The sequence below is a fragment of the Paenibacillus sp. J22P51 genome (assembly GCF_059692215.1).
This window is the reverse complement of the sequence record NZ_JCAUAZ010000014.1, coordinates 143,832-165,634: the sequence shown is the minus strand read 5'-3', so window position 1 is coordinate 165,634 and position 21,803 is coordinate 143,832. Positions and strand designations below refer to the sequence as shown.

Below are 21,803 nucleotides of genomic sequence, written 5' to 3'. Positions count from 1 at the left end.
CGGACAAGGTCGAATAGCACAATTGGTTACATGTCTCCCGCCGAATTTGAGCAGCTATACTACCAGCGGGTGGCATAACTTAGGGACGTCCACTTTCTTGACAGAAGAGCATTTTTCCATCTAGATCAGGAAAATAGCGATTAACAAGGAAAATAGCTGTATGAAATCCAGCTAAAGTCTGTGAATCCGCCATTAGGGACCCTTGAAGGTACTGCGATGCTACTTGAACACACGTCTCCAGCAATAATTGACCTCTCCATCAGTCATGTGTGCCCCTCAGTCCACCAACATTCCTGCATTAGCAACGATGATCGTCTGCACTCGCAACTCAATAGCAACGACTCAACCCCAACCCCAACCCCAACCCCAACCCCAACCCCAATCACATAGTTTCATTAGTTGCGGAACGTGGTTCCCTTATTCGGGCTAAAACTAGCTAAATCAGCCAGAAACGGAACGAGAGGGCGCTATTTTCTTGGAAAAAGCAATTCTAGAGCTGATTTAGGTGAAATAGCGGAACCATGTTCCGTAACTTTCGGGAATTCGTTGTTTTCGCAAAAATAGAGGAACGTCGTTCCGTATCTCAAGGGCCTAGCTACTTTAAAACACGCTACCTACACACGCGGTGCCTCAGCAGCTGCATTTTGGTTCCCCACCGCCCCACTAACCCTCTCCCACCCCCAAATCACCCTGCCTACGATATCGACATCCAACCTACTCGCAGCCTCCTCCCCTCCTTACATTGGATAAATCCAATGTGATGCTCCGACAAGTAGCCAATATATGATTTTGATTGGACAAATCCAGTCAATTCAAGATTTTAGGGCATTTTTTAGCTTATTTGGAGTCATTCCACTGGATAAATCCAATGGAGTTGGTGATTTTGGTCCATTTTTAAGAAAGACACTGTATTTGTCCAATAGAGCATGATCAGCAGCCGGCCTGAACAAACAAAAAGCTGCAAAAAAGACGAACCTACGCTTATTACAGCGCCTGTTCGTCTTGAGGTGTGTCCAGTCCCTTGTACACACGGAACTGATCTTGATCATCAATGGTTGCGAGTACGACGTGCTCGAGCTCAACCTTTGCGGCATGAAGCTGCGTCTCCAGCCATGCGAAATCTTTTCCTTGCTGCGCGAGCAGCTTTTTATCGTAGGCACCCTGTATGATGACCGGCTTAACGAGGGAGAAGGGATCGTTTGGGATGGCCATATCTTTGGCAGTCACTGTCTGATGCTGCGGCTCCAAGAATACGGAGACCATCCCACCAGGCTCCCACAAAGCAAGTGCAACCTTCTCGATATCCTCAATTTGTTGCTTACGCAGCTCGGAGAAGAGGTGGTCGACGGAGATTTTGGCTTTACGCAGGCCGGCCATACGGAGCTGCCCGTGCTTGATAAGCGTCAATGGTGACGGTTCAAAGAGATGCTTGAGGAAGTTCCATTTTAGACTCAGCCAAGACGTAAAGAGATACAGCACAACGAGTGCAAGGGTGGTGATCATAGAGCCCTTGAGGGCTAAGTGCTCGTCAGAGAGCGGGTGAGCCATGATGTTGCCTAGGATAAGTGCGATGACGAAATCAAGAAAGCGCAGCTGTGAGATGGAGCGTTGGCCCAATGCTTTGGCGGTGATAAGCAGGAAAAAGTAGCCTACGAAGGCGCGAAGAATCCACTGCATGGTAGTTAGCGATTCTTGACTGTGGAAGAAATCCAAGGGTCGTCACACTCCAGAAATAAGGTAAATGCTCCCTATAACGTACCCTTATATTTGATGAGCTATCCGTCGTTCCCACGAGATCGTGCGTGTGTGATGTCGTTTACTTAGCCGCGAGTCCGACCTGCTCCTCGCTCCAAGTCCAGAGCTGACGAGCTAGCGCGTCGTCCTTCGCTCGGGCAGAAACAGGCGCAATCTGCCGCCTGTAGTAGTACTCGCCGCTGACCGTCCGCACGTCCGGGCTCGTAGCCAAAAATACCGCCGTATCCGCGCCCTGCGCCGGCGTCAAGAAAAACGGCCGCATCATCGCATGTACGGCCTTCCCAAACCCGGTGTCGCGATCGACACCGATGTTCGTAGCCACGGCTCCCGGATGGAGCGAGTTGGCCGTGGCCGAAGTGCCGGCGAGCCGCTTCGCGAGCTCGCGGGTGAACAGGATATTCGCCAGCTTCGACTGGGCGTATCCGTTCCAGACCCGGAACCCTCGCTGCAGGTGAGGGTTGGACCAATCGATGCGCCCGATTTTGTGGGCGCCGGAGGAGACATTGACGATCCGCCCCTGCGGAGCGCGGAGGATGGCTTCCAGCAGAAGCTGGGTCAGCAGGAAGTGGCCGAGATGGTTGACACCCATCATGGCCTCGAAGCCATCTGCTGTGGTTTGCCGCTTCACAGTGACGATGCCAGCGTTGTTCACGAGCACATCCAGCACGTCGTGCTTGGCGAGAAACGCCGCAGCAAAAGCCCGAATGCTCGCCAGCGAAGCGAGATCGCACAGCATCAGCTCGATGTGCGCGGAGCCGCTCTGACGGCGCGCTTCCACAAGCGCCTGATCACCGCGCTCCTGGCTGCGGCAGAGCATGATGACCTTGGCGCCTTGTTTAGCCAATGCCACTGTTGTGGCAAGGCCCATACCGGAATTGGCGCCGGTGACGAGAGCTGTTTGATTTTGCATCGAGGATCGCCTCCTTTTCATTCCAGTATAACGGATGAGACGAATCCCCGCATACAATACTGCATGAACGATGCCCCGTTGAATTTTCTTTTTTGTGTTAATATAGTTGGATAGAATTCCTATCAGCGAAAGTGAGGAGCGTGCACAAGTGGAAGCCAAGAAAGCAGCAGCAGAGCTAGCTGTCGAAGAGATCCAAGAGGGGATGATCGTTGGTTTGGGGACGGGCTCGACAGCTTATTGGGCGATTCAAGGACTCGGTGTTCGGGTGCAAAACGGCCTGAACATTCAAGCAGTTGCCACCTCGGTAACGTCCGAGAACCTGGCCAAAGAGCTGGGTATCCCGCTGATTCCTTTTGCAGATATCTCAGAAATTGATGTAACCATAGATGGAGCAGACGAAGTTAGCCCTGCTTGGCACTTAATCAAAGGCGGTGGAGGCGCGCTGCTGCGGGAGAAAATTGTTGCGTTTTCGAGCAAGAAGCTGATCATCGTGGCGGATGAAAGCAAAGTCGTTGCACAGTTGGGCACCTTTCCACTCCCTGTTGAAGTCGTGAAGTTTGGTTATGAATTGACGATGCGGAAGCTTCGTGCCTTGGGCTGCGAGCCCAAAGTTAGAGTTGCCGATCATCAACTCTATGTGACGGACAACGGGAACTATATCCTGGACTGCCACTTCGGGAATATCCCTAATCCTGCTGAACTTCACCAAGCGATTAATGGAATTCCGGGTGTTGTGGAGAATGGGCTTTTTGTCGGGATGGCGAGTCAGGTGATCGTCGGATATCGGGATGGTACGGTTGAAAGGCTCGTAGGGAGTAACACGTCTAACAAATAAAAAAGAGTTGTCCCACAAGTCCTCGAGTGTCGAGTGTAGAGGAACTGTGGAGACGACTCTTCTGTTTAGATGCCCAAATTTAACGTAACGGAACGAGAGGACGCTATTTCGTTTGAAATCCTGCTTTTTACAGAGATGCGGAACGTAGGGACGCTATTTATGTGAAAAGGGAAGTTTTGCTCCTATATTGGGGCAAATAGCGGAACCTATTTCCCTTTCGCAAGGGAAATGGCTGCTTTAAACAAAATAAGGGATCTACGTTCCGTTTCAAGGGTGTTTCCTTGAACTTTCCAGAGGTTAACCCATCTTTCCGCCATTCTTCGCTCATCTATCCCTACACTAACGGTTGCATGCCCATTTCGACCCAAGATTCCTTCGTCGGACCATAAATGTCCGGAACACGCAGCCCAGCTTGGCGCATCAGCACGATCATTTCACCACGATGATGAATTTCATGAGAGATGAGGATGCGCAGCGTAAGTCCATTTGGCCACTGATCGCCATACATATCGCTGGACTCGGTTAGCTTCGCGTCTGTCCATTGCGACTTAATCGCTTCGATGGCTGCGGCAGCGGAAGAGCGGTAGGTGTCAGCGATGGTTTGGGCAGAAGCGGGAGCAAGCTCTTCCCCTCCTGGGGCGGCAAATGTCAGCCCTGTGCGAGAGAGCATTTCGTGAATCGTTGTGGCGATATGCCAAGCAATTTGTCCAAGCGAACGGAGTTCAGGCGTGATTTTCTGTGCAAGTGAAGCATCAGTCAGGGCATCCAGCACGCGCTGGGTGCCTTTTGCTTCTTGGGTGTATTCGGTTGCGAAATCTTCAATCATTTTGAACATGGGGGTCTTCCTCCTCAAATTTTTTCGCCAGAAATTGACTTCGTAAGTATGCTTTCTGTGTACTCACAAGAACATACTGGCAGCGTAAGCAAGGTTTTCTATTTTCTTAGAAGTTAATATTCCACATCTGTACACACACTTCATATCCTCAGTATAGACAAACATCCCTGACAACAGAATGTCAGTGAGTCGAATAGAGGGCAACAATTTTTTCGGCCTTCTCTTTGACTGCGGCTGCGATATGCGCAGGCTCTAGAATGCGAAGGCTTGGACCATAGCTGAGCAGCATGCCGTGCAGCCAAGGTTCATCGGGCTGTGTTGCTCTAACCATTAAAGTTCCGTCGGGCTGCATGGTGACATGCTCAGGACGGAAATAGTCCTCGATCTGCGCCCGAACATTCGGCTGTGCGTGCAGCACGAGCGTAATGAGGGTGGAGGGGTCTCTTTTGCCCCAGCCATAATCCAACTTCTCTAGTGTTTCTTGCTTGCGTTCGAACGTATGGGGGAGCAAGTCAACTTTATGCATACGGGATAATCGGAAAACTCGAAAATCCTCGCGCAGCAAACAGTACCCGTACAAATACCAGCCGAAGCCTTTGACCACGATGCCCATGGGCTCGACGGTTCGCACGGACGATTCACTTTGCGACGAGATGTAGGAAAAAGTAACGAGTCTAGTTTCCTTAATTGCGGTGCGGAGGGCTGTTAGCTGCTCTAGATTTTGATGCCCATTCCGCCATGGATTGATGTCGAGGATCAGCTGGTTGCCTAGCCTGGCCGCATCGGGCTGCTCGGATTTGGCCACTAAAGCGCCGACTTTATCTAGCAAATTGCTGATTTCTTGGTCGCCGACGGAAGCTCGGATCCCTTTGAGTCCGACGATGATCGATTGCAGCTCTTCCAAAGACAGAAACTGGCGGTCGAGCCGATATTGGTCCATGATTTCGTAACCACCACTAAGCCCTGCATAGGAAACGACGGGAATACCAGCTTGGTTAATAGCTTCCACATCCCGATAGATGGTGCGCAAGGACACCTCAAAACGTTCGGAAAGCTCTTTGGCACTAATGCGACGACGATTAAGCAGCAGCATTGTGATGGCGAGTAGTCGATCTATTTTCAAAGAAAAAACACCTCATTGCTTCTGGTCGTATTCTTCTTAATTATTCGATTTATGTGGATGAAAATCCTTGTGACTCACCGGTTTAGCAGATTGCACGAAACCTTGCAAGCCTAGAAGGTATAACAGAGAGCCTAGGGAATTAGTGTAGCATGAATAGTGGAAGGGTGGCGGTGAAAGGTGATGCATGGATCAGATAGCTGGATCGCAAACGCAGATTTTCAAACACTTCAACTTGCGATGGAACGGCAGGAAGTCAGCTCGGTAGAGTTGGTTGCGTACTATACGGGGCGTATCGAAGCCTATAATACCAAAATTAATGCTGTACTGGAGCTAAATCCAGATGCGCTAGAGATTGCGGAAGATTTGGATCGGGAGCGTCGGGAAGGTAGAAGCCGAGGCCCTCTGCATGGGATTCCTATTTTGCTCAAGGATAATATTCAGACCGCTGACCGCATGCATACCAGTGCAGGGTCGATGAGTTTGGCGGAGCATGTGGCGACGGAAGATGCCTATATAACAACCAAGCTGCGTGAGGCTGGAGCTGTGCTGCTCGGCAAAGCGAATATGACGGAATGGGCGAATTTCATGGCTGTTGCGATGCCCTCAGGCTATAGTTCAAGAGGCGGGCAGGTAGTGAACCCTTACGGACCGGGCATATTTGAGGTGGGCGGCTCTAGCTCGGGGTCAGGTGCGGCAGTTGCGGCGGGCTTTGCAGCAGGTGCTATTGGCACAGAGACGTCAGGATCGATCGTCAATCCGGCAGGTCATAACAGTCTAGTCGGCCTGAAGCCAACCGTAGGCTTGTTAAGCCGTTCAGGTATTATTCCGCTATCAAGCAGTCAAGACACTCCAGGGCCAATGACACAAACTGTGAGCGATGCAGCGGCGCTGCTTGGCGTGATGACAGGTGTAGATGCTTCGGATGCACATAGCTTAGCGAGTGACGGGCAGGGCCATCGGGATTACATGGTATTTCTGGAAAGGGAAGGGCTTCATCAAGCTAGAATAGGGATTCCACGTTGGTATTATCAGCAGTTGGACGAGGAAGAACGGCAGATCGCCGAGCAGGCCATTCAAGTTTTACGCGACGAGGGCGCGATTGTCATTGATGATGTGGTGCTTCCTTGCCAAGATGCCGAGTGGAACTATGATGTACTGCTATATGAGTTTAAAAGAGACCTCAACGCCTACCTAGGAAAGCTGGATCGGTCCATGCCCATCCACTCCTTACAGGAGGTCATTGCGTTCAATGAAACACATGCGGAGAAGGCGTTGGTCTACGGTCAGGACACGTTGATTAGCTCAGAAGATACGAACGGAACGCTTACGGAAGAGGCTTATCTGACGAGTCTTCATAGATACAGGGAGCTTACACGGAGCCAAGGGGTCGATCATGCCCTCCAAACGTACCAATTAGATGCGTTGTTTTTTCCAAAAGATGAGGGCGAGGATATAGCCGCCAGAGCAGGCTATCCGCTGCTCATTGTACCCGCCGGTTACACAAGCAAAGGGCCCATGGGTGTCATGTTTGCAGCTGGAGCATTCAGTGAGCCGATGCTGATTAAGCTTGCCTATGCATTTGAGCAGGCAACGCTGTATCGCCGACCGCCAATTTTGTAGACCTTTCCCCGCATACCCCGTGGAAAAATTTGAAATAATAAACCGAATTCAATTCCATGATGGGAAGTGCGACAAATGTCTCGGTTTAGAAAAAGGTTTACAATCGCGCTGCACACCGCAGCAATTGGTGTAATTATGAGCGGCGGCTTAGCCTTCAGTGGATCGGCAGAGGCCTTCACTCAGACGGTACCACCCCCCTCTTCACAACAAGCACCTCCCCAGAGCGGTCAGGGCCAGCTCATTCAAACCCGTGAAATTGATGTCACGGGAGACGGCAAATTAGATTTGGTTTCCCTGGTTGGCTTAAAATCAGACATGAACAGTCCCTATTATGACAAGCTGTTCATCTCAGTCGTAGGACAAGGTCAGGCACAGGTTGTGATTCCGCTGGAAGGCGGATATAACCCAAAGATGGATTTTTGTGATTTTATTCACGACATGCTGCCTCAGATTTATGTGACTTCCGATACTGGCGGCAGTGGCGGGTTTACCTCGAATTACATCTATTCGCTCAAAAATAACGTGCCAACCAACATTCCGATGCCCGAACCGCTGCATGTGAAAGCGACCTTTAAGAACAACTATAAGGTAAAGATGAAAATCGAGGAAACGGGTAAATCCTTCACCCTGGATATTGCGGATCGGAAGGAAGCTTACGAGCAGTTTGGGGTGTACAATCAAGGGAAGATTGTGAAGCCGATCATCGTTAATGTGGATGCATACAGCTTACTGAAGCCTGTCGATGTGAAAAAGGACGGCTTCTGTGAGCTGAAGGGTGTTCAACGTATCACCGGCATCGCCAATGCGGACACGCTCGGCTACGTCACCTCATTATGGAAATGGCACAAGGGCAAGTGGCAGCTGAAAAAGGCGGCCGTCGTCCAAACTTTGCAGACCAACATGATACGTCCGCCGGGTCCGGAAGACGAGGATTAATGCGAAAAGACCGCTCGTACATGGAGAGATCTCCAAGTATGAGCGGTCTTTATTTGTTGTGCAGGGGCTTCCGTCTGAGCCTTAAGCCCAGTTCCCATTGCGGAATAATGGTTCGCGTGTACCGTCTGCTAGAATTCCATCAATCGCCATATCCGCAGAGCCGATCATGAAATCGACGTGAATTAAGCTTTTGTTATAGCCGTTCGCGACTAGTTCCTCGGCATTCATGGTTGTTCCACCCTCAATCGTGAACGGGTAGGAATTGCCGAGTGCGACGTGACAGGACGCATTTTCGTCGAACAGCGTGTTGTAGTAGATGAGGCCTGACTGTGAAATCGGCGAGTCATAAGGCACGAGGGCAACCTCGCCTAAATAACGAGCGCCTTCATCCATATTCAGCATGTTGTTCAGCACTTCTTGACCTACTTCAGCAGTCGCTTCGACTACGCGGCCATCCTTGAAGGTTAGGCTGAAGCCATCGATCAATGCACCTTGGTAGCTCAGCGGCAGGGTGCTGCGTACCGTACCATTCGTTCCGTTGCGCGCTGGCATCGTGAACACTTCCTCGGTCGGGATGTTCGGCACGAAGAAAATACCCTTCTCGGATTCGCTGCCTGCGGCAACCCATTGATGCTTCGGTGCTAGCTCTATGTACAGGTCCGTACCTGGTGCCTGGAAATGCAGCTGCTTGAACTTCTTGTTGTTAAGCAGGTTTTGCTTCGCCGTCAAGGTGCCGATATGTTCTTTCCATGCCGTCACAGGATCAGCTAGATCAGCACGTGTCAGCTTGAAAATTTGCTCCCATAGCTTCTGAATCCGCTCGGCCTCGCTTAAATTCGGGAACACCTTTGCTGACCATTCAGGTGTTGGGTAGGACACCATAAGCCAGTTGACTTTGTTGCTGCGTGTATAGTTCAAGTAGCCTGCTCGAGCCGTAGCTGCTGCTTTGCTGGACATCGCGACGCGAGCTGGATCAATATCTTTGAGTAAATCCGAGTTAGGCGCATAAATAGACAAGAACGCTGCACCTTCTTTGGCCATCTCTTCCATCCCGTTTGCGCGCCATGCAGGGTAGGTCCGAAGTGTATCCTCAGGAGCGTGTTTAAGGCGCAGCGCCTTCACCTCATCGTCGTCCCAGTCCACGACAACGTCTTTGGCACCGGCCTCATAAGCCTTCTTCGCAAGCTTGCGGACGAATTCTGCACAGGCAATTGGCGTTGTGATGACGACGGTTTGATCCTTTTGTACATTTAATCCGACGCGTATGGCAAGCTCTGCATATTGATCTAAGTAATGCTCGAATGATTCCATCTCATTGGCTCCTTTATATTTGAGTACCATTTAGTGTATGATAGAAAATAAAACTTTAACCCGTGGGAGAAAGGCTGGGCACATATGGAAACGAAAAACGCGGAAGCTAACGTAAGCGCAATATCAAATTTCATTAAGAACATTGTAAACGAAGATTTGAAATCAGGCAAAGTCAGTCAGGTCGTGACCCGATTTCCCCCGGAACCGAACGGTTACCTTCATATAGGACATGCAAAGGCGATATGCACGAACTTTGAAATTGCTGATGATTTCAATGGGTTGACGAACCTTCGATTTGATGACACGAATCCAGTCAAAGAAGATGTTGAATATGTGGAGTCCATTAAACAAGACGTAGAATGGTTAGGTTTTAAATGGGACGGACTTTTCTTTGCTTCGGACTATTTTGAAGAGATGTATAGCCGAGCTTTAGTCTTGATTCGCAAAGGACTGGCTTATGTAGATGACCAATCTGCGGATGAAATCCGTGAAACGCGTGGAACACTGACGCAAGGAGGAACAAACAGTCCTTACCGTGAACGCACGATTGAGGTGAATTTGTCCCTATTTGAACGCATGCGTGCTGGTGAATTCAAAGACGGCGAGCGTGTGCTGCGCGCAAAAATTGACATGTCTTCTCCGAATATTAATCTTAGAGACCCTGTCATTTACCGTATTCTTCACGCACATCACCATAACACAGGAGATGCGTGGTGCATCTATCCGATGTACACGTACGCTCACCCACTGGAAGATGCGATTGAAGGTGTAACGCACTCGCTCTGTTCAAGTGAGTTCGAGGATCAACGTCCGTTCTACGACTGGGTGATTCGTGAGTGCGAGATGCCGAATGTGCCAAGACAATATGAATTCGCCCGTATTAGTCTAAAAAACACCGTTACGAGCAAAAGAAAGCTGAAACAACTCGTTGACGAGAAAGCCGTTGACGGTTGGGATGATCCACGTATGCCGACCATTTCAGGTCTGCGCCGTAGAGGCCTGACGCCAGAGTCGATTCGCAATTTTGTTCGTGAGCTCGGAGTATCCAAAGGTGGCGGTGGCAGTGTCGTTGACACTCGCATGCTCGATCACTTCATCCGCGAGGATTTGAAGCTGAAGGCGCTGCGCACGATGGGCGTGCTCAATCCGCTCAAAGTCGTCATCACCAACTATCCAGAGGATGGCGTGGAGATGCTGGAAGCGGAGAACAACTCCGAGAATCCGGAAATGGGCAATCGCATGATTCCGTTCTCCCGCGAGATCTACATCGAGCAAGACGATTTCATGGAAAATCCGCCGGCTAAATATTTCCGTCTTTTCCCTGGCAACGAAGTACGTTTGAAAAACGCCTACTTCATCAAGTGCAACGACTTCATCAAGGATGCAGATGGCAACGTTGTTGAGTTGCACTGCACCTATGATGTCGAGACGAAAAGCGGCAGCGGCTTCACCGGCCGTAAAGTCAAAGGCACCATCCATTGGGTGGATGCGAAAAGCGCTGTACCAGCGGAATTCCGCTTGTACGAGCCGCTGATCTTGGACGATGAGGAAGGCGAAGAAGAGACATCGTTCATGGACAAAGTGAACCCGAACTCCTTGCAAATTGTACAAGGCTTCGTCGAAGACAACATGAAGTCTGCAAACCCGCATGACAAGTTCCAGTTCTTCCGCCACGGCTACTTCAATGTGGATCCGAAGTACACAACAGCTGATCATCTGGTGTTCAACTTGATCGTTTCGTTGAAAAGCTCGTTCGTCGTGTAATGAACGGATATAAATAGTTGGAACAGAACCCCCTAGCGGATGCTTGGGGGTTTTGGCTTATCTCAAGCCCCGCAATAAGGGGCGCCATACTTCCAGCCCACAAAAACCTGCAAAAGTGCAGGATTTATGGGGCTTTTTGAGTGAAAAAGGCACTAAAGATGCAAATGTGCAGGTGTTTTTGGGGGGATTTCCCAGAACCGGGGTATTCGTGGGGAAAAGATGTATTTTCGCAGCAATTTACTTCCATGTGGGGAACTGATGGGGAATTGCTGCACTTTTGCATGATTATCACTCACTAGGGTAGCTGATCTAATCGAAATAGTGTCTGTGGAGATCAATTTTAGACAAGCGACTATCTATACTGGCAGGAAAGCTTAAGCGCTTCACGAATACTTTACTAGCATTCAACCAGGAGCTATTACTTAACACAGAAACGTAAGAGAATGACATGTGAAAATACTTTAAAGAATTAAAAAGGGTAATCCCTCAGCATTGTCATGCTTCTGGGACGGCCCTATTTCTTTTGTGGTAGTTTCCTAGTTGTCATTGAAATCACTCTACTCTAGTAAAAAATGTGTGAAGTGTACGGCAAAAGAAATACTTTCTTCACAATTACCCAGTAAAATAAAGGGAATGAGCATCTGTACATAAGGAGCGTGTGCATGCGTGACAACGGTATTGGTCGTAGATGATGATCTGAATATATGTAAAATCACGAAGCTGTATCTGGAAAAAAACGGCTTCGAGGTAGCGACGGCGAACGACGGCGAGCAAGCGCTCACAAGTTTCAAGGAGCTGCAGCCCGATTTCATCGTGCTGGATATTATGCTGCCAAAGCGCGACGGTTGGTCGGTCTGTCAGACGATTCGCGCCCAGAGCGATGTGCCTATTCTGATGCTAACAGCGAGGGGCCACGTGGATGAGCGTGTTGAAGGTCTGAGGATGGGAGCAGACGACTATCTGGTGAAGCCGTTTGATCCGAACGAGTTGGTCGCACGGGTAACGTCGATTCTTCGACGAACGGTGCTGCGCACGCAAGTTATGCCAGCGGCACATATCTATGAGATCGGCAGTCTGTGCGTGGATAGCGTGGGACATGAGGTGAAGGTCGAAGGCCAGGTAGTGTCTCTACCGAAGAAGGAGTACGAGCTGCTGCTGTTTTTTGTGCGGAATCCGAATCAAGTGTTCACCCGTGAGGATCTGATCGCCAAGATCTGGGGGTGGGATTTCGAGGGTGAGGACCGTGTGGTCGATTTATACATCAAACGATTAAGGCAGAAGCTTTCGGCACTCACGGAGCGGAAAGAGGACTGGAGTATCCGCACGGTATGGGGAGTCGGCTATAAGTTCGAGGGACCTGGCGCATGCTGAATTCCTTTTATAGCAAGCTATTATTTATATACATTTCCATTACGCTAGTGTCGATTCTAGCAATTTCGAGCACGATCGGCTACACGATGAAACAGAAGACGTATGAACGGAGTGAGAAGCTGCTTCTGGAAAAGGTGGAGCAAGTGGAGGAGCTAGCGAAGGATTTGTTCGATAATTCTACGGCTCAGAAGGATTTCCGCAAGCAAATTGCTGCCTTAGAGCGAACGTCGAATGTGCGTGTTTCTGTGATTAGGCATCCTCGAGCTACCTTGGATAAAATCCAGACCGTGGGCGAAGTCCCAGCAAGGTTCGGTTGGGTGGAGAAGGTGCTCAACGGCAATCCGGTTACAGTGAAGAGTAATTTTACCTCGAACAGCACGGTCAAAATGCTCATTGTTGGACGTCCTGTCCTACAGGACAGCCGAGTGGTTGGGGCGATTTTCCTATATACCCCTATCGTGAACATTCAAGGTACGATCAATGAGATTAATCGAGCTATTTATGCATCTGCCCTAGTTGTTGCCCTATTGGCGATTGCGGTTTTGTATTTTGTTTCACGGCATTTTGTGAAGCCGATTCAGCAGATGAGCAAGACCGCGGAGGCGCTGGCGCTAGGGGATTTCAATGGCAGGGTGCCGGTGCGTGGCAAAGATGAAATCGCCTCGCTGTCCGGTTCCTTGAACCGAATGGCGGGCAAACTGCAGAAGGTCGAAGAAGGCCGCAAGCGGTTCCTCTCTGAGATTTCACACGAGTTGCGGACTCCGCTGACAACGATTCGGGCCTCCCTGCAGGGAATTACTGATGGCGTAGTAGAGCCTGAGGATGCGAAGGAATTCATCGATATCTCCCTCCAGGAGACACTTCGATTGAGCCATTTGGTGGATGATCTGCTGGAGCTGTCATCTTTTGAGGAGAAGCAGGTAAAGTTGAATATGCAAGCTGTTGATCTCCCAGAGTTGATTGGGCTCGTCGTGACACAGCTGAAGATGAAGGCGAAAGGCAAAGGTATCGAGCTTAGCGCCGATGTGGAAGGGCCCTATTCCGTGCAGGCTGACGCCGACCGGCTAAGGCAGGTTTTCATCAATTTGTTGGATAATGCGATTAATCACATTCCGGAGGGCTCGCAAGCGGGGATTCGGGTGAAGGCGATTCGACATGAGCGGTGGGTCGAGGTGTGGGATCATGGGCAGGGCATCGCACCGGAGAAGCTCCCGTATCTGTTTGATCGGTTCTACAAAGCGGACGAAAGTCGCAATCGCTCTGGTGCTGGTCTGGGTTTGACGATTTGTAAACACATCGTTGAGGCGCACGGTGGTTCGATTCGCGTGGAGTCACAGCTGGGGGCTGGGACGGTTTTCAAAATCTTTTTGCCAATCGGAACAATGTCCTCGCATGACAAACTTATGACATAACTATGGGGTAAGATAGGTTTCGTAAGCTACACAACCATTAAACGAATCGAGGAGTGATTCCACATGTTGAAGAAGTTAGCAGGAATAGTGTTGGTAGGTGCGATTGTATGTTCCGTTCCGTTAGCGGCATTCGCCGAAGGTGCACAAGGAGATGCAACAGCGTCTTCGACAACGAAATTTCATCCCATGAAGCAACTTTTACTAGAAAAAGCGCAAGCTTTTGGTATATCGACGACTGGGAAAACGAACAAGGAGATCAAGGCGGAGCTGAAAACGGCAGCCACAGCTAAACACACCGAGCATTTAAATGCTGCGGCAGCTAAGTTGGGGATCGCCACGGCCGGCAAGACAGCGGAGCAGCTCAAAACGGAGATCAAAGCCGCTGTTAGCGTGAAGCTGCAGGAGAAAGCAACCAAGCTCGGCGTGAACGCGGACGGGCTGACGAACAAGGAGCTGAAAGCAGCGCTGAAAGCGGCCGCTTTGACTAAGCTGCAAGCGAAAGCGACCAAGGCGGGTATCGCGACAGAAGGGAAAACCGGCAAGGAAATCCACGCGGCGTTGAAAGCTGCCAAAGAAGCTAAGAAAGCAGCAAAACAAGCGAAGGTATCCGACGCTGTGAACAAGCGAGCAACCAAATTAGGCATCTCCACAGTTGGTAAAACAACTGAGCAGGTTTACGCGGAGATTGAAAGTGCCATGCAAGCCAAATGGGCGAAAAAAGCTGCTGCGAAATAAGCTGGAGACAGCCAATACATGAAGAGAACCCTGGTGCCAATCAACTTGGTGCTGGGGTTTTTCGCATCCAATGCGTTTTCTCATTCCCGCATATATAAGCGTTTTGGATGATGTGCTACAATGATTGTATTGGCAAATGTTAGGCGAATGCCTGTGAGGAGGTCGGCATGCTTTTCTTCTCGAAATTCCTTTTGCGTCTGATAAAGTGGAATAATCTCTTTGTTTTTGGCGTAGCAGTTGTGTTCATTGGGGGCAGCTCCCTATTAGCGTATGAGCTTGAACCGAGCACCTTTGAGAGCCGATTTAACGGCTTATGGTGGGTGATGACGACGGTCACAACAGTAGGCTATGGGGACTTTTATCCACATACGGTTGCAGGCAAATGCTTAGGTATGGTTGTCTACATCTTCGGTATCGGACTTATCTCCATTACGATTAGTAAAGTCGTGGATGCCTTATTTGTATACCAGCGCAAGAAGGAGGAAGGGAAATTGAAGTTTGCGGGATCGAACCATTTTGTCATTATTGATTGGAGTCAGCATGCAGAGAATGCGATCAACGAAATTCTGACCTCAGATCCTCTTGTAGAGGTTGTACTCATAGATACACGGGAAAAATCGCCAATCCAGCATGAGCGTGTGCATTATGTGCTGGGCAACCCGCAGCTCGTGGCGACACTCGAAATGGCCAATACATCGAAGGCAAGAGCAGTCTTCATCTTTGCGGATGAGGTGACACAGTTCCAGAACACGATTCGAGATCCCGCCTTCGTCGATGGCAAAACACTGCTAGTCGCCACGACCGTCGAACGCAACTATAATCACGTCTACACGATCGTGGAAATTCGTGATAAGAACAATCTGCCTAACTTCCAGCACATTCGCATTGATGAGTTCATATTCGGCAGTGAGACTATTTCGCAGCTCGCGGTGCGCTCAGCATTCAACCCGGGCAGCTCGAAGATTCTGACGCAGTTGCTGACGCGCACGCCGAATGGCGAGGATTTGTATGAGATTCCTGCACAGGCGAAGTGGGTGACATTCCATGATGCTTTTCAGGATTTGCTGCAAAAGGGTGCTACATTGATCTCAGATGGCGAGCATCTGAATATTAACAAAAGGCTCCATGAGAAGATTCCGCAGGGAGCCAGGCTGTTCGTGATTTGTGATAATGAAACGTATGGACGATTGAAGGGATAAATGATGAGTAGAGCCAGGAGGGAGACCTCATGGCTCTTATTTGTGTTGTCTGTGGATAGGCGGGCAAGTGGTCGAATTGGAGCGGTGAACGGCGGAACGGGCTACGAATTTGTTGAAGTGTTCCCATTATGCAAACAACTGAGCCAACTCAGCTATACCCAAGCTACACTAGTTAAAAGACGATGCTTCATAAGAGATAGGATAAAGGCCTCGTAGTAATCCTTGCGAACAATGAATCGGTACTCATGATTGTGAAAAGCGTAGAACAGCACATCTGTCACAACGTGGTTATGCTCGAAATCGTGCTGAACGTCGAGTACCCTCTGTACCAGCGCGGTATCCCCGAGAACGTGAATGCGGAATTCTACATCCTGCCCGTTGGCCGTTTCGCTGAGCTTGATAGCTTTCTCATCAAATGTATACCGTAACATAGTGCCTATCCCCTCTTCTTTACATCAAATACCGGAAGTAAATATACAAGCTGGACAACACGATCGAAATGAGCATCAGCGGGAAGCCATATTTCAGATATTTCACGAAGGTGATCGGATAGCCCTCTTTCCCCGCTAGGCCGGCAACAATCAAGTTCGCACTCGCCCCAATCAATGTGCCGTTACCACCTAAACAAGCGCCCAATGCCAAACTCCACCACAGTGGCTCTAAATTATCCACGCCCATAGTACCCATTTCCTGAATTAATGGAATCATCGTAGCGACGAAAGGAATGTTATCCAGGAAGGCAGATGCAATCGCGCTTAACCACAGAATCAGCATGGAAGTTGCGAATTCATTGCCGCCGGTTAACTCAATCGCATGTACAGCTAATTGGGTTATCACACCCGTTTCTACAAGACCAGATACGAGCACGAAAAGACCAACAAAGAAGAAGATCGTAGGCCACTCGATACTAGCAAAAGCAGGTTCCAGCATGTGCTCTCCAGTCAGTAGGAGAAGCAGAAATGCGCCAGTCAGCGCTACCGTAGCCGATTCCAAATGCAAGCTCTGATGCAGGAAAAAGCCGAGAATGGTGAGGGCTAGCACGATGAGGCATTTCCATAAGAGCTTACGGTCTGTCAACATGGCCTTCTCATCCATCGCCATAATGCTCTGTTGCAGTTCGGGGGTAGATTTGATTTGCTTTCCGAAAAGTGCTAGGAACAGTGGGATATAAGCCAGCATGATGATGATTACGATGGGGGTCAAGTTTGAGATGAACGCCATGAACGTGAGCTCTTTCACTGCGCTTCCAATCATAATATTAGGTGGATCGCCGATCAGCGTGGCAGTTCCACCAACATTGGAAGCTAGGATTTGTGTAAAAAGAAACGGAAATGGATTCACGCGAAGCTGCCTTGTAATACTCAAGGTGACAGGCACCATAAGAAGTACTGTCGTCACATTATCCAAAAAAGCAGAGCAGGCCGCTGTGATGATCACGAGCGCGATCAAAATTCTTCGCGGTTGTCCCTTGGCGAGCTTTGCCGCCTTCACAGCGACATATTTGAAGAGTCCTGTCTCCGCTGTAATGCCCACGATAATCATCATCCCGATGAGCAGGCCCAGTGTGTTGAAATCGATGTGGTGCAGAGCTGTCTCTTGACTGACGATACCAAAACCAACCATGAGCACGGCGCCGATCATGGCAATAATGGTGCGGTGAATTTTCTCGGAGATAATAATGGCATAAATAAGTAAGAAGATGCCGATAGCCCAATACGCTTGTAATTCCACTACATCTGCCCCCATTGATTTTATATCAGGATTTCCAGAATTGTCCTGAGTTATGTATAATCAGTGACCCGGCTGTCCCCTGAAAAAGACAAAAGAGCCCGCTGTTGGCAGGCTCCTCCGGGTCAATCCATATATACCGTAACTATACCTGCTCCCTTGGGAGTTGTAAAGTGTATGTGGAACAAATTGGGATACAATCCACATGACAGGTGTCTAGGTCTTGCCTGACGTCAACCTCGGACAAGAGGCTCGATGACGTAAGTCGAACTCAGTTCAGGTGTAGCTGCATGTGCGCCGCGAACGACCCAGCCATAGGAGAGCACGGCCGTCAGGCGGCTATGTTCTTCCGGCGTAAGCTTTGCGACGACTGCTTCGTTACCGGGCTCCAGGATCAACTCAGGCTCCTGTCCGAACACGATGCTTATCCAGCCGGCGATGCCGCGAATCGTATTGTATTTGATCTGGTAGCCGCGGCGAACGGCTTGCTCAAACTCAGCGAGATCGCTGCTGGCGAGCTCAGATAAGCGCGCATAGTCGAATTGGAACTTGCTGTCATCTACCGGAAGCTGGCCAGCTTGGACCCGCTGAAGCAGCTCGTCTGCGGACCATCCTTGGGTCTTGAGTGATTCTAGCGTGAGTGCATCCCATTGCGACAGTTTAACTGGATTGGATTCGGGAGTTGGCATTTTTGTTCGCTCCTATCTGTGCGTGTGGCTTTGTATGAAAGAGACTGCCCAATCGTCATATCGACGATGAGGCAGTCTTCTTAGCATGTTCAGTGGTTGAGCTATTTGCTGGATTTGCTGGCGTTATACTTGCTCAAGAAATCCTTCACTTTAGCAGAGTCTGCTTTGACTTCTAATCCCGTTTTGACAAGCGGGCTTAATGTCGATATCGCTTTGAACTTATTGTTCTTGTAGTAAGCAAGGAATTCGTCTTGGTTGATGGCGTACAGTACGGCTTTTCTCAAGTCAGCGCTTTTGGCAACCTCGCGGTTCTTGGTGTTGAACAACAGGTAGGACACAGCGTTGCTAGGGATTGTTTGTAGCAAAAGTTTAGTATCAGCTTTGACGACATCGTATTTAACTTCGGACACGCCGTAGTACAAGTGAATCTCGCCGCTTCTTAGCGCTGACAGGGAGGCTTCAGCATCTTTGATGAAACGAATTTTGATGGAATCGACTTTCGGCTCGTACTTCGTCCCCTTCATATACCCTGGGTTTTTGTAAAAGACTGCCTCATAATCATTCTTGTAGGAAAGAATGTAAGGGCCGCTTGTTGCCAACGTATTGTTGTATTTAGCACCCTCAGTAATCGTCGCTTGGTCGCCATAGGCGATGTCTTTATTTACGTCATATTTAGCTACATCGTACGTGTTAATGCTTTCGACTTGCTTCTTGGAGACGATACCCGCGGATTGATGCGCTAAATAGTTCAATACTTGCGGGAACGGTTCCGTAGTTGTCAATTTAACAACTTGATATTTGCCTTCTTTATTGCTCGCTTTCGTCTTATCAGATACTAAGGAAGAAATTTTGGAGCCAAGGCCTTTTTCTAAGCCCGCTTTGATTGTGTCAGAACTGCCAGATATTTTAATCGAATCTAGTACAGCAGGGTCTGTCACGAGCTCTACATTTTTAATATGTTCATGAAGCGTAAATGTACGGTGATTTGGCACTGAATTTTTGTTCTTGGCACGATTCAGCGAGAAGATAACATCTTCCGCACCTACGCGTTCGCCAGAATCAGCAGCCAGCTTGTTCTTGATTTGCGCAAAGTTGATATCGTCACGAAGTACGAAGTAGTAGTCTGAATTGCCTTCGGCAATCGCAAAGTTGTGCGAGAGTGAGCCTTCAGCCGTTAGCTTATCGTCATCTGTCAAGTTGAGTAGACGTACGTACATGTTCGTGTTGATAATATTGATCGAACCATCGTTACCTTTGATCGGATCAAGCGATGTTAATGAAGGAAGCGTTGATTGCAGAATGATTGGGTCTTTCGCACGTTTGGCAGTATCCTTGAAGTCTAGCTCTTCCCAAGGCAGGGAGCGTGACTTCGAGAGGCGTACAGACTCTTTCTTCAGCACATCTTGATTAAATGCTTGCGCTTTGAGTGAGTTGTAGAGCGGTGCAATGTAGGCCTTATCAAGGACTAATTGCTGTTCGAATTTTTTGTATGTGTCCGTGAACTGTTCTGGTGTCTGCCCTGCTGCCTGATCAATCAATTTGTCGATCTCAGGATCGGACATAATGCTGTAGTCACCACCTGTTTTGAAAAGGGAACGAACCGCATAGTCCGGGTTACCTGTGACAGTGGTCCAGCTGGACAAGGCAGCATCGAAGTTGCCGGCATCTTGTTGGGCTTTGAACGTGCCGTAATCCGGCTGGATGTTCAACTTAACATTAAAACCGTTCTTTGTAAGCTGGTCGCGAACGATGTTAAGGTCCGTTTCATTTGCGCTCATACCCAACAGTTCGATATCGACTGGGGTATTGTTGACAACAGCTGCTCCTGGTGATGGTGTTGGTGACGCAGCGGCGTCATTTTTGGTTGTGAAATTGCATCCACTTAGCATCATAGAGACGCCGAGGATGACAGGGATGACGACCTTACTTTTCTTAATCATAGATTGACCCTCCTAATAAAATGTAAGTGTATGAACGCACATTCATTCCATATCCCTTCATGTGTAAGTGTTACGATGAGGTCCATGGAGTAAGAATGAATATTCCAACAAGATTTTTACGTGCTAGTCAAGCTTAGGATCAAGCGCGTCGCGAAGTCCGTCTCCAAGGAAGTTGAAGGACAGCACCAGTGCGATGATAGCCAAGCCGGGATAGATTGCCGTATAGGCATGAGTCTCAAGATAGGAACTTCCGACCTTCAGAATATTACCCCACTCAGGGATATGCGGCTCTACGCCGAGTCCGAGGTAGCTTAAGCTGCTCGTCGAAATGATGGCCCCGCCGACGGTCAGCGTAGACTTAACAATCATCGGCGCAAGGGAATTCGGGATGATATGTCGGAGCAGAATTGTGAGATCGCCTGCGCCGAAAGCGCGCGCTGCTTGCACATATTCAAGTGTTGAGACGAGCAGCACGTTGGCTCGCATGGTTCGAGCATACGTAGGGATGGCCCCGATGCTCAGCGCGAGAATGAGATTGACCGTGCTGGCGCCGAATGCCGCTATGATCGCAATGGCTAGTAGGATGCCTGGAATTGCGTACAAAATATCAAGCGCTCGCATGATGAGATTGTCCGTGTTGCGTCCGTAGTAGCCGGATATCGCTCCCAGTGAGCCTCCGATAATGACGGGGATCAATGTTGAGAGAATACCGACGAAGAGCGAGATGCGTGCACCGAATACAATTCGGGAGAACAAGCATCGACCAAAGTTGTCCGTTCCAAGCGGATAGGTAAGGCTTGGCGATTGCAGGATAGCGCTGTAATTATTATCGATCGCCATCCCGTAGTCGAACGTTAAGTAGCTGCACAAGGAGATGGCCAGCAGGAAGCCGATGAACCACAGGCCCAGCATGGAAGTGGAGCTGCGGGACAGCCGATCGACAACCTCATTTATTTTTGTTCCGGACGAAACATCTCTGTTCTTAAGTTTGGACATCAACAGGATGCCAAGAGCCAGGGCGAATACATTGCCCGTTAGAGAAGTTACAAGCAGCAGGACCGCGACGACCCACAACCACTTGGGCAGAAGCTGGTCATCTGCATACCGGGAGATCAGAAGCAGAGCAAATAATTGAATGGCGCCAGCGACTATAATGAGAGACATGCCGGGTACGAATAAGTTCGATACATACGGCTTGAAGACGTTTAACGCAGAGACAGCGAACACGAACACGGTGGTCAACAATGCGTAGACCGAGAGTATGTAGGCTGCGCTCTTTTTGCGCTTGATGAGCTGAAAGGCTGCCGTTACGATGAAAATATTAGCGGTCAGCAGGCTGAGCAATAGTACGTAGCCTATCCAGCGAGTAGTACGACGCAGCTCGCCATGCTGGAGTAAATCTCTGCGGATCAAAGCCATTGTTCCCAATTGAAGCAGAGCAAAGACTAAATAAGAGACGAAGGCAGCGAACACGGCTGAATTCACAGCCAAGTGGGCCCCTTCAAAGCTGTTGATCAACAGTACCAGCGCCAAGATTAAGGAGGCGATTCCGGCAAAGCTGGCCTGTCCGTATTCCGAGCAGGTGCGTAATCTGAAATGAGTGTCCTGTTTAGTAAGTATCGGTTTGGTCACGTTGTCAC

The 21,803-nt window shown here is 49.5% G+C and carries 18 protein-coding genes; 8 read left to right on the top strand and 10 right to left on the bottom strand.

All coding sequences use genetic code 11. The features are described from left to right. Nucleotides 1-984: 984 nt before the first annotated feature. The gene (locus tag AC58QC_RS24460; RefSeq protein WP_497417650.1) at nt 985-1,713 is read right to left on the bottom strand and encodes a DUF421 domain-containing protein; all 729 of its coding nucleotides are present in this window, start codon (nt 1,711-1,713) and stop codon (nt 985-987) included. A 103-nt stretch (nt 1,714-1,816) separates the two neighbouring features. Next, complete coding sequence (locus tag AC58QC_RS24455) at nt 1,817-2,665, bottom strand: SDR family oxidoreductase (protein ID WP_497417649.1); 849 nt, start codon at nt 2,663-2,665, stop codon at nt 1,817-1,819. A 148-nt stretch (nt 2,666-2,813) separates the two neighbouring features. Between AC58QC_RS24455 and rpiA the strand changes: the two genes are divergently transcribed. Then, a complete protein-coding gene (gene rpiA / locus AC58QC_RS24450; protein ID WP_497417648.1) occupies nt 2,814-3,500 on the top strand; it encodes a ribose-5-phosphate isomerase RpiA in 687 nt (228 codons plus the stop codon). A 334-nt stretch (nt 3,501-3,834) separates the two neighbouring features. Here rpiA and AC58QC_RS24445 read toward each other — a convergent pair whose 3' ends face one another. Both AC58QC_RS24445 and AC58QC_RS24440 read right to left on the bottom strand, forming a co-directional pair. After that, nucleotides 3,835-4,335 carry a DinB family protein gene (locus AC58QC_RS24445; RefSeq protein ID WP_497417647.1) on the bottom strand — a complete coding sequence of 167 codons (501 nt, stop codon included), beginning with the start codon at nt 4,333-4,335 and terminating at the stop codon, nt 3,835-3,837. Nucleotides 4,336-4,516: 181 nt separating this feature from the next. Continuing rightward, nucleotides 4,517-5,458 carry a helix-turn-helix transcriptional regulator gene (locus AC58QC_RS24440; RefSeq protein ID WP_497417646.1) on the bottom strand — a complete coding sequence of 314 codons (942 nt, stop codon included), beginning with the start codon at nt 5,456-5,458 and terminating at the stop codon, nt 4,517-4,519. Nucleotides 5,459-5,638: 180 nt separating this feature from the next. On the opposite strand from AC58QC_RS24440, the gene AC58QC_RS24435 reads away from it, so the two are divergent. Further along, the gene (locus AC58QC_RS24435) at nt 5,639-7,078 is read left to right on the top strand and encodes an amidase family protein (RefSeq protein ID WP_497417658.1); all 1,440 of its coding nucleotides are present in this window, start codon (nt 5,639-5,641) and stop codon (nt 7,076-7,078) included. Between the two features lie 75 nt (nt 7,079-7,153). Beyond that, nucleotides 7,154-8,014 (top strand): YybI family spore inner coat protein, encoded by an 861-nt coding sequence (locus AC58QC_RS24430; RefSeq protein ID WP_497417645.1) that lies wholly within the window; start codon nt 7,154-7,156, stop codon nt 8,012-8,014. Nucleotides 8,015-8,095: 81 nt separating this feature from the next. Here the strand turns inward: AC58QC_RS24430 and AC58QC_RS24425 are convergent, their stop codons facing one another. Further along, on the bottom strand, nt 8,096-9,325 hold the full coding sequence (locus tag AC58QC_RS24425; RefSeq protein WP_497417644.1) for an aminopeptidase: 1,230 nt from the start codon (nt 9,323-9,325) through the stop codon (nt 8,096-8,098). An 84-nt stretch (nt 9,326-9,409) separates the two neighbouring features. Between AC58QC_RS24425 and AC58QC_RS24420 the strand changes: the two genes are divergently transcribed. The 5 genes from AC58QC_RS24420 to AC58QC_RS24400 all read left to right on the top strand — a co-directional run bounded on the left by AC58QC_RS24420 (nt 9,410) and on the right by AC58QC_RS24400 (nt 15,806). After that, nucleotides 9,410-11,089, top strand: a complete 1,680-nt coding sequence (locus tag AC58QC_RS24420) for a glutamine--tRNA ligase/YqeY domain fusion protein (RefSeq protein WP_497417643.1) — start codon at nt 9,410-9,412, stop codon at nt 11,087-11,089. 666 nt (nt 11,090-11,755) lie between these two features. Continuing rightward, on the top strand, nt 11,756-12,460 hold the full coding sequence (locus AC58QC_RS24415; protein ID WP_497417642.1) for a response regulator transcription factor: 705 nt from the start codon (nt 11,756-11,758) through the stop codon (nt 12,458-12,460). Beyond that, nucleotides 12,454-13,872, top strand: coding sequence for a sensor histidine kinase (locus tag AC58QC_RS24410; RefSeq protein ID WP_497417641.1), 1,419 nt, complete (start codon nt 12,454-12,456; stop codon nt 13,870-13,872). The genes AC58QC_RS24415 and AC58QC_RS24410 overlap by 7 nt, the downstream gene beginning before the upstream one ends. Nucleotides 13,873-13,935: 63 nt before the next feature. Continuing rightward, the gene (locus tag AC58QC_RS24405; RefSeq protein WP_497417640.1) at nt 13,936-14,607 is read left to right on the top strand and encodes a hypothetical protein; all 672 of its coding nucleotides are present in this window, start codon (nt 13,936-13,938) and stop codon (nt 14,605-14,607) included. 167 nt (nt 14,608-14,774) lie between these two features. After that, a complete protein-coding gene (locus AC58QC_RS24400) occupies nt 14,775-15,806 on the top strand; it encodes a potassium channel family protein (protein ID WP_497417639.1) in 1,032 nt (343 codons plus the stop codon). 152 nt (nt 15,807-15,958) lie between these two features. Here AC58QC_RS24400 and AC58QC_RS24395 read toward each other — a convergent pair whose 3' ends face one another. The 5 genes from AC58QC_RS24395 to AC58QC_RS24375 form a co-directional block, all read right to left on the bottom strand. After that, the gene (locus AC58QC_RS24395; protein ID WP_497417638.1) at nt 15,959-16,237 is read right to left on the bottom strand and encodes a hypothetical protein; all 279 of its coding nucleotides are present in this window, start codon (nt 16,235-16,237) and stop codon (nt 15,959-15,961) included. A gap of 19 nt (nt 16,238-16,256) precedes the next feature. Continuing rightward, nucleotides 16,257-17,537: an ArsB/NhaD family transporter gene (locus AC58QC_RS24390; RefSeq protein WP_497417637.1), complete on the bottom strand. Its 1,281-nt coding sequence runs from the start codon at nt 17,535-17,537 to the stop codon at nt 16,257-16,259. Nucleotides 17,538-17,767: 230 nt separating this feature from the next. Further along, nucleotides 17,768-18,223, bottom strand: coding sequence for a hypothetical protein (locus AC58QC_RS24385; protein WP_497417636.1), 456 nt, complete (start codon nt 18,221-18,223; stop codon nt 17,768-17,770). 101 nt (nt 18,224-18,324) lie between these two features. Further along, complete coding sequence (locus tag AC58QC_RS24380) at nt 18,325-20,163, bottom strand: ABC transporter substrate-binding protein (RefSeq protein ID WP_497417635.1); 1,839 nt, start codon at nt 20,161-20,163, stop codon at nt 18,325-18,327. Nucleotides 20,164-20,286: 123 nt separating this feature from the next. Further along, on the bottom strand, nt 20,287-21,795 hold the full coding sequence (locus AC58QC_RS24375) for an ABC transporter permease (protein WP_497417634.1): 1,509 nt from the start codon (nt 21,793-21,795) through the stop codon (nt 20,287-20,289). Nucleotides 21,796-21,803: the final 8 nt, after the last annotated feature.

Bases quoted from the DNA above. Each gene is read 5' to 3' on its own strand.
- AC58QC_RS24455 (WP_497417649.1), bottom strand. From the start codon at position 2,665: ATGCAAAATCAAACAGCTCTCGTCACCGGCGCCAATTCCGGTATGGGC.
- AC58QC_RS24445 (WP_497417647.1), bottom strand. From the start codon at position 4,335: ATGTTCAAAATGATTGAAGATTTCGCAACCGAATACACCCAAGAAGCA.
- AC58QC_RS24435 (WP_497417658.1), top strand. From the start codon at position 5,639: ATGCATGGATCAGATAGCTGGATCGCAAACGCAGATTTTCAAACACTT.
- AC58QC_RS24430 (WP_497417645.1), top strand. From the start codon at position 7,154: ATGTCTCGGTTTAGAAAAAGGTTTACAATCGCGCTGCACACCGCAGCA.
- AC58QC_RS24425 (WP_497417644.1), bottom strand. From the start codon at position 9,325: ATGGAATCATTCGAGCATTACTTAGATCAATATGCAGAGCTTGCCATA.
- AC58QC_RS24420 (WP_497417643.1), top strand. From the start codon at position 9,410: ATGGAAACGAAAAACGCGGAAGCTAACGTAAGCGCAATATCAAATTTC.
- AC58QC_RS24410 (WP_497417641.1), top strand. From the start codon at position 12,454: ATGCTGAATTCCTTTTATAGCAAGCTATTATTTATATACATTTCCATT.
- AC58QC_RS24405 (WP_497417640.1), top strand. From the start codon at position 13,936: ATGTTGAAGAAGTTAGCAGGAATAGTGTTGGTAGGTGCGATTGTATGT.
- AC58QC_RS24400 (WP_497417639.1), top strand. From the start codon at position 14,775: ATGCTTTTCTTCTCGAAATTCCTTTTGCGTCTGATAAAGTGGAATAAT.
- AC58QC_RS24395 (WP_497417638.1), bottom strand. From the start codon at position 16,237: ATGTTACGGTATACATTTGATGAGAAAGCTATCAAGCTCAGCGAAACG.
- AC58QC_RS24385 (WP_497417636.1), bottom strand. From the start codon at position 18,223: ATGCCAACTCCCGAATCCAATCCAGTTAAACTGTCGCAATGGGATGCA.
- AC58QC_RS24380 (WP_497417635.1), bottom strand. From the start codon at position 20,163: ATGATTAAGAAAAGTAAGGTCGTCATCCCTGTCATCCTCGGCGTCTCT.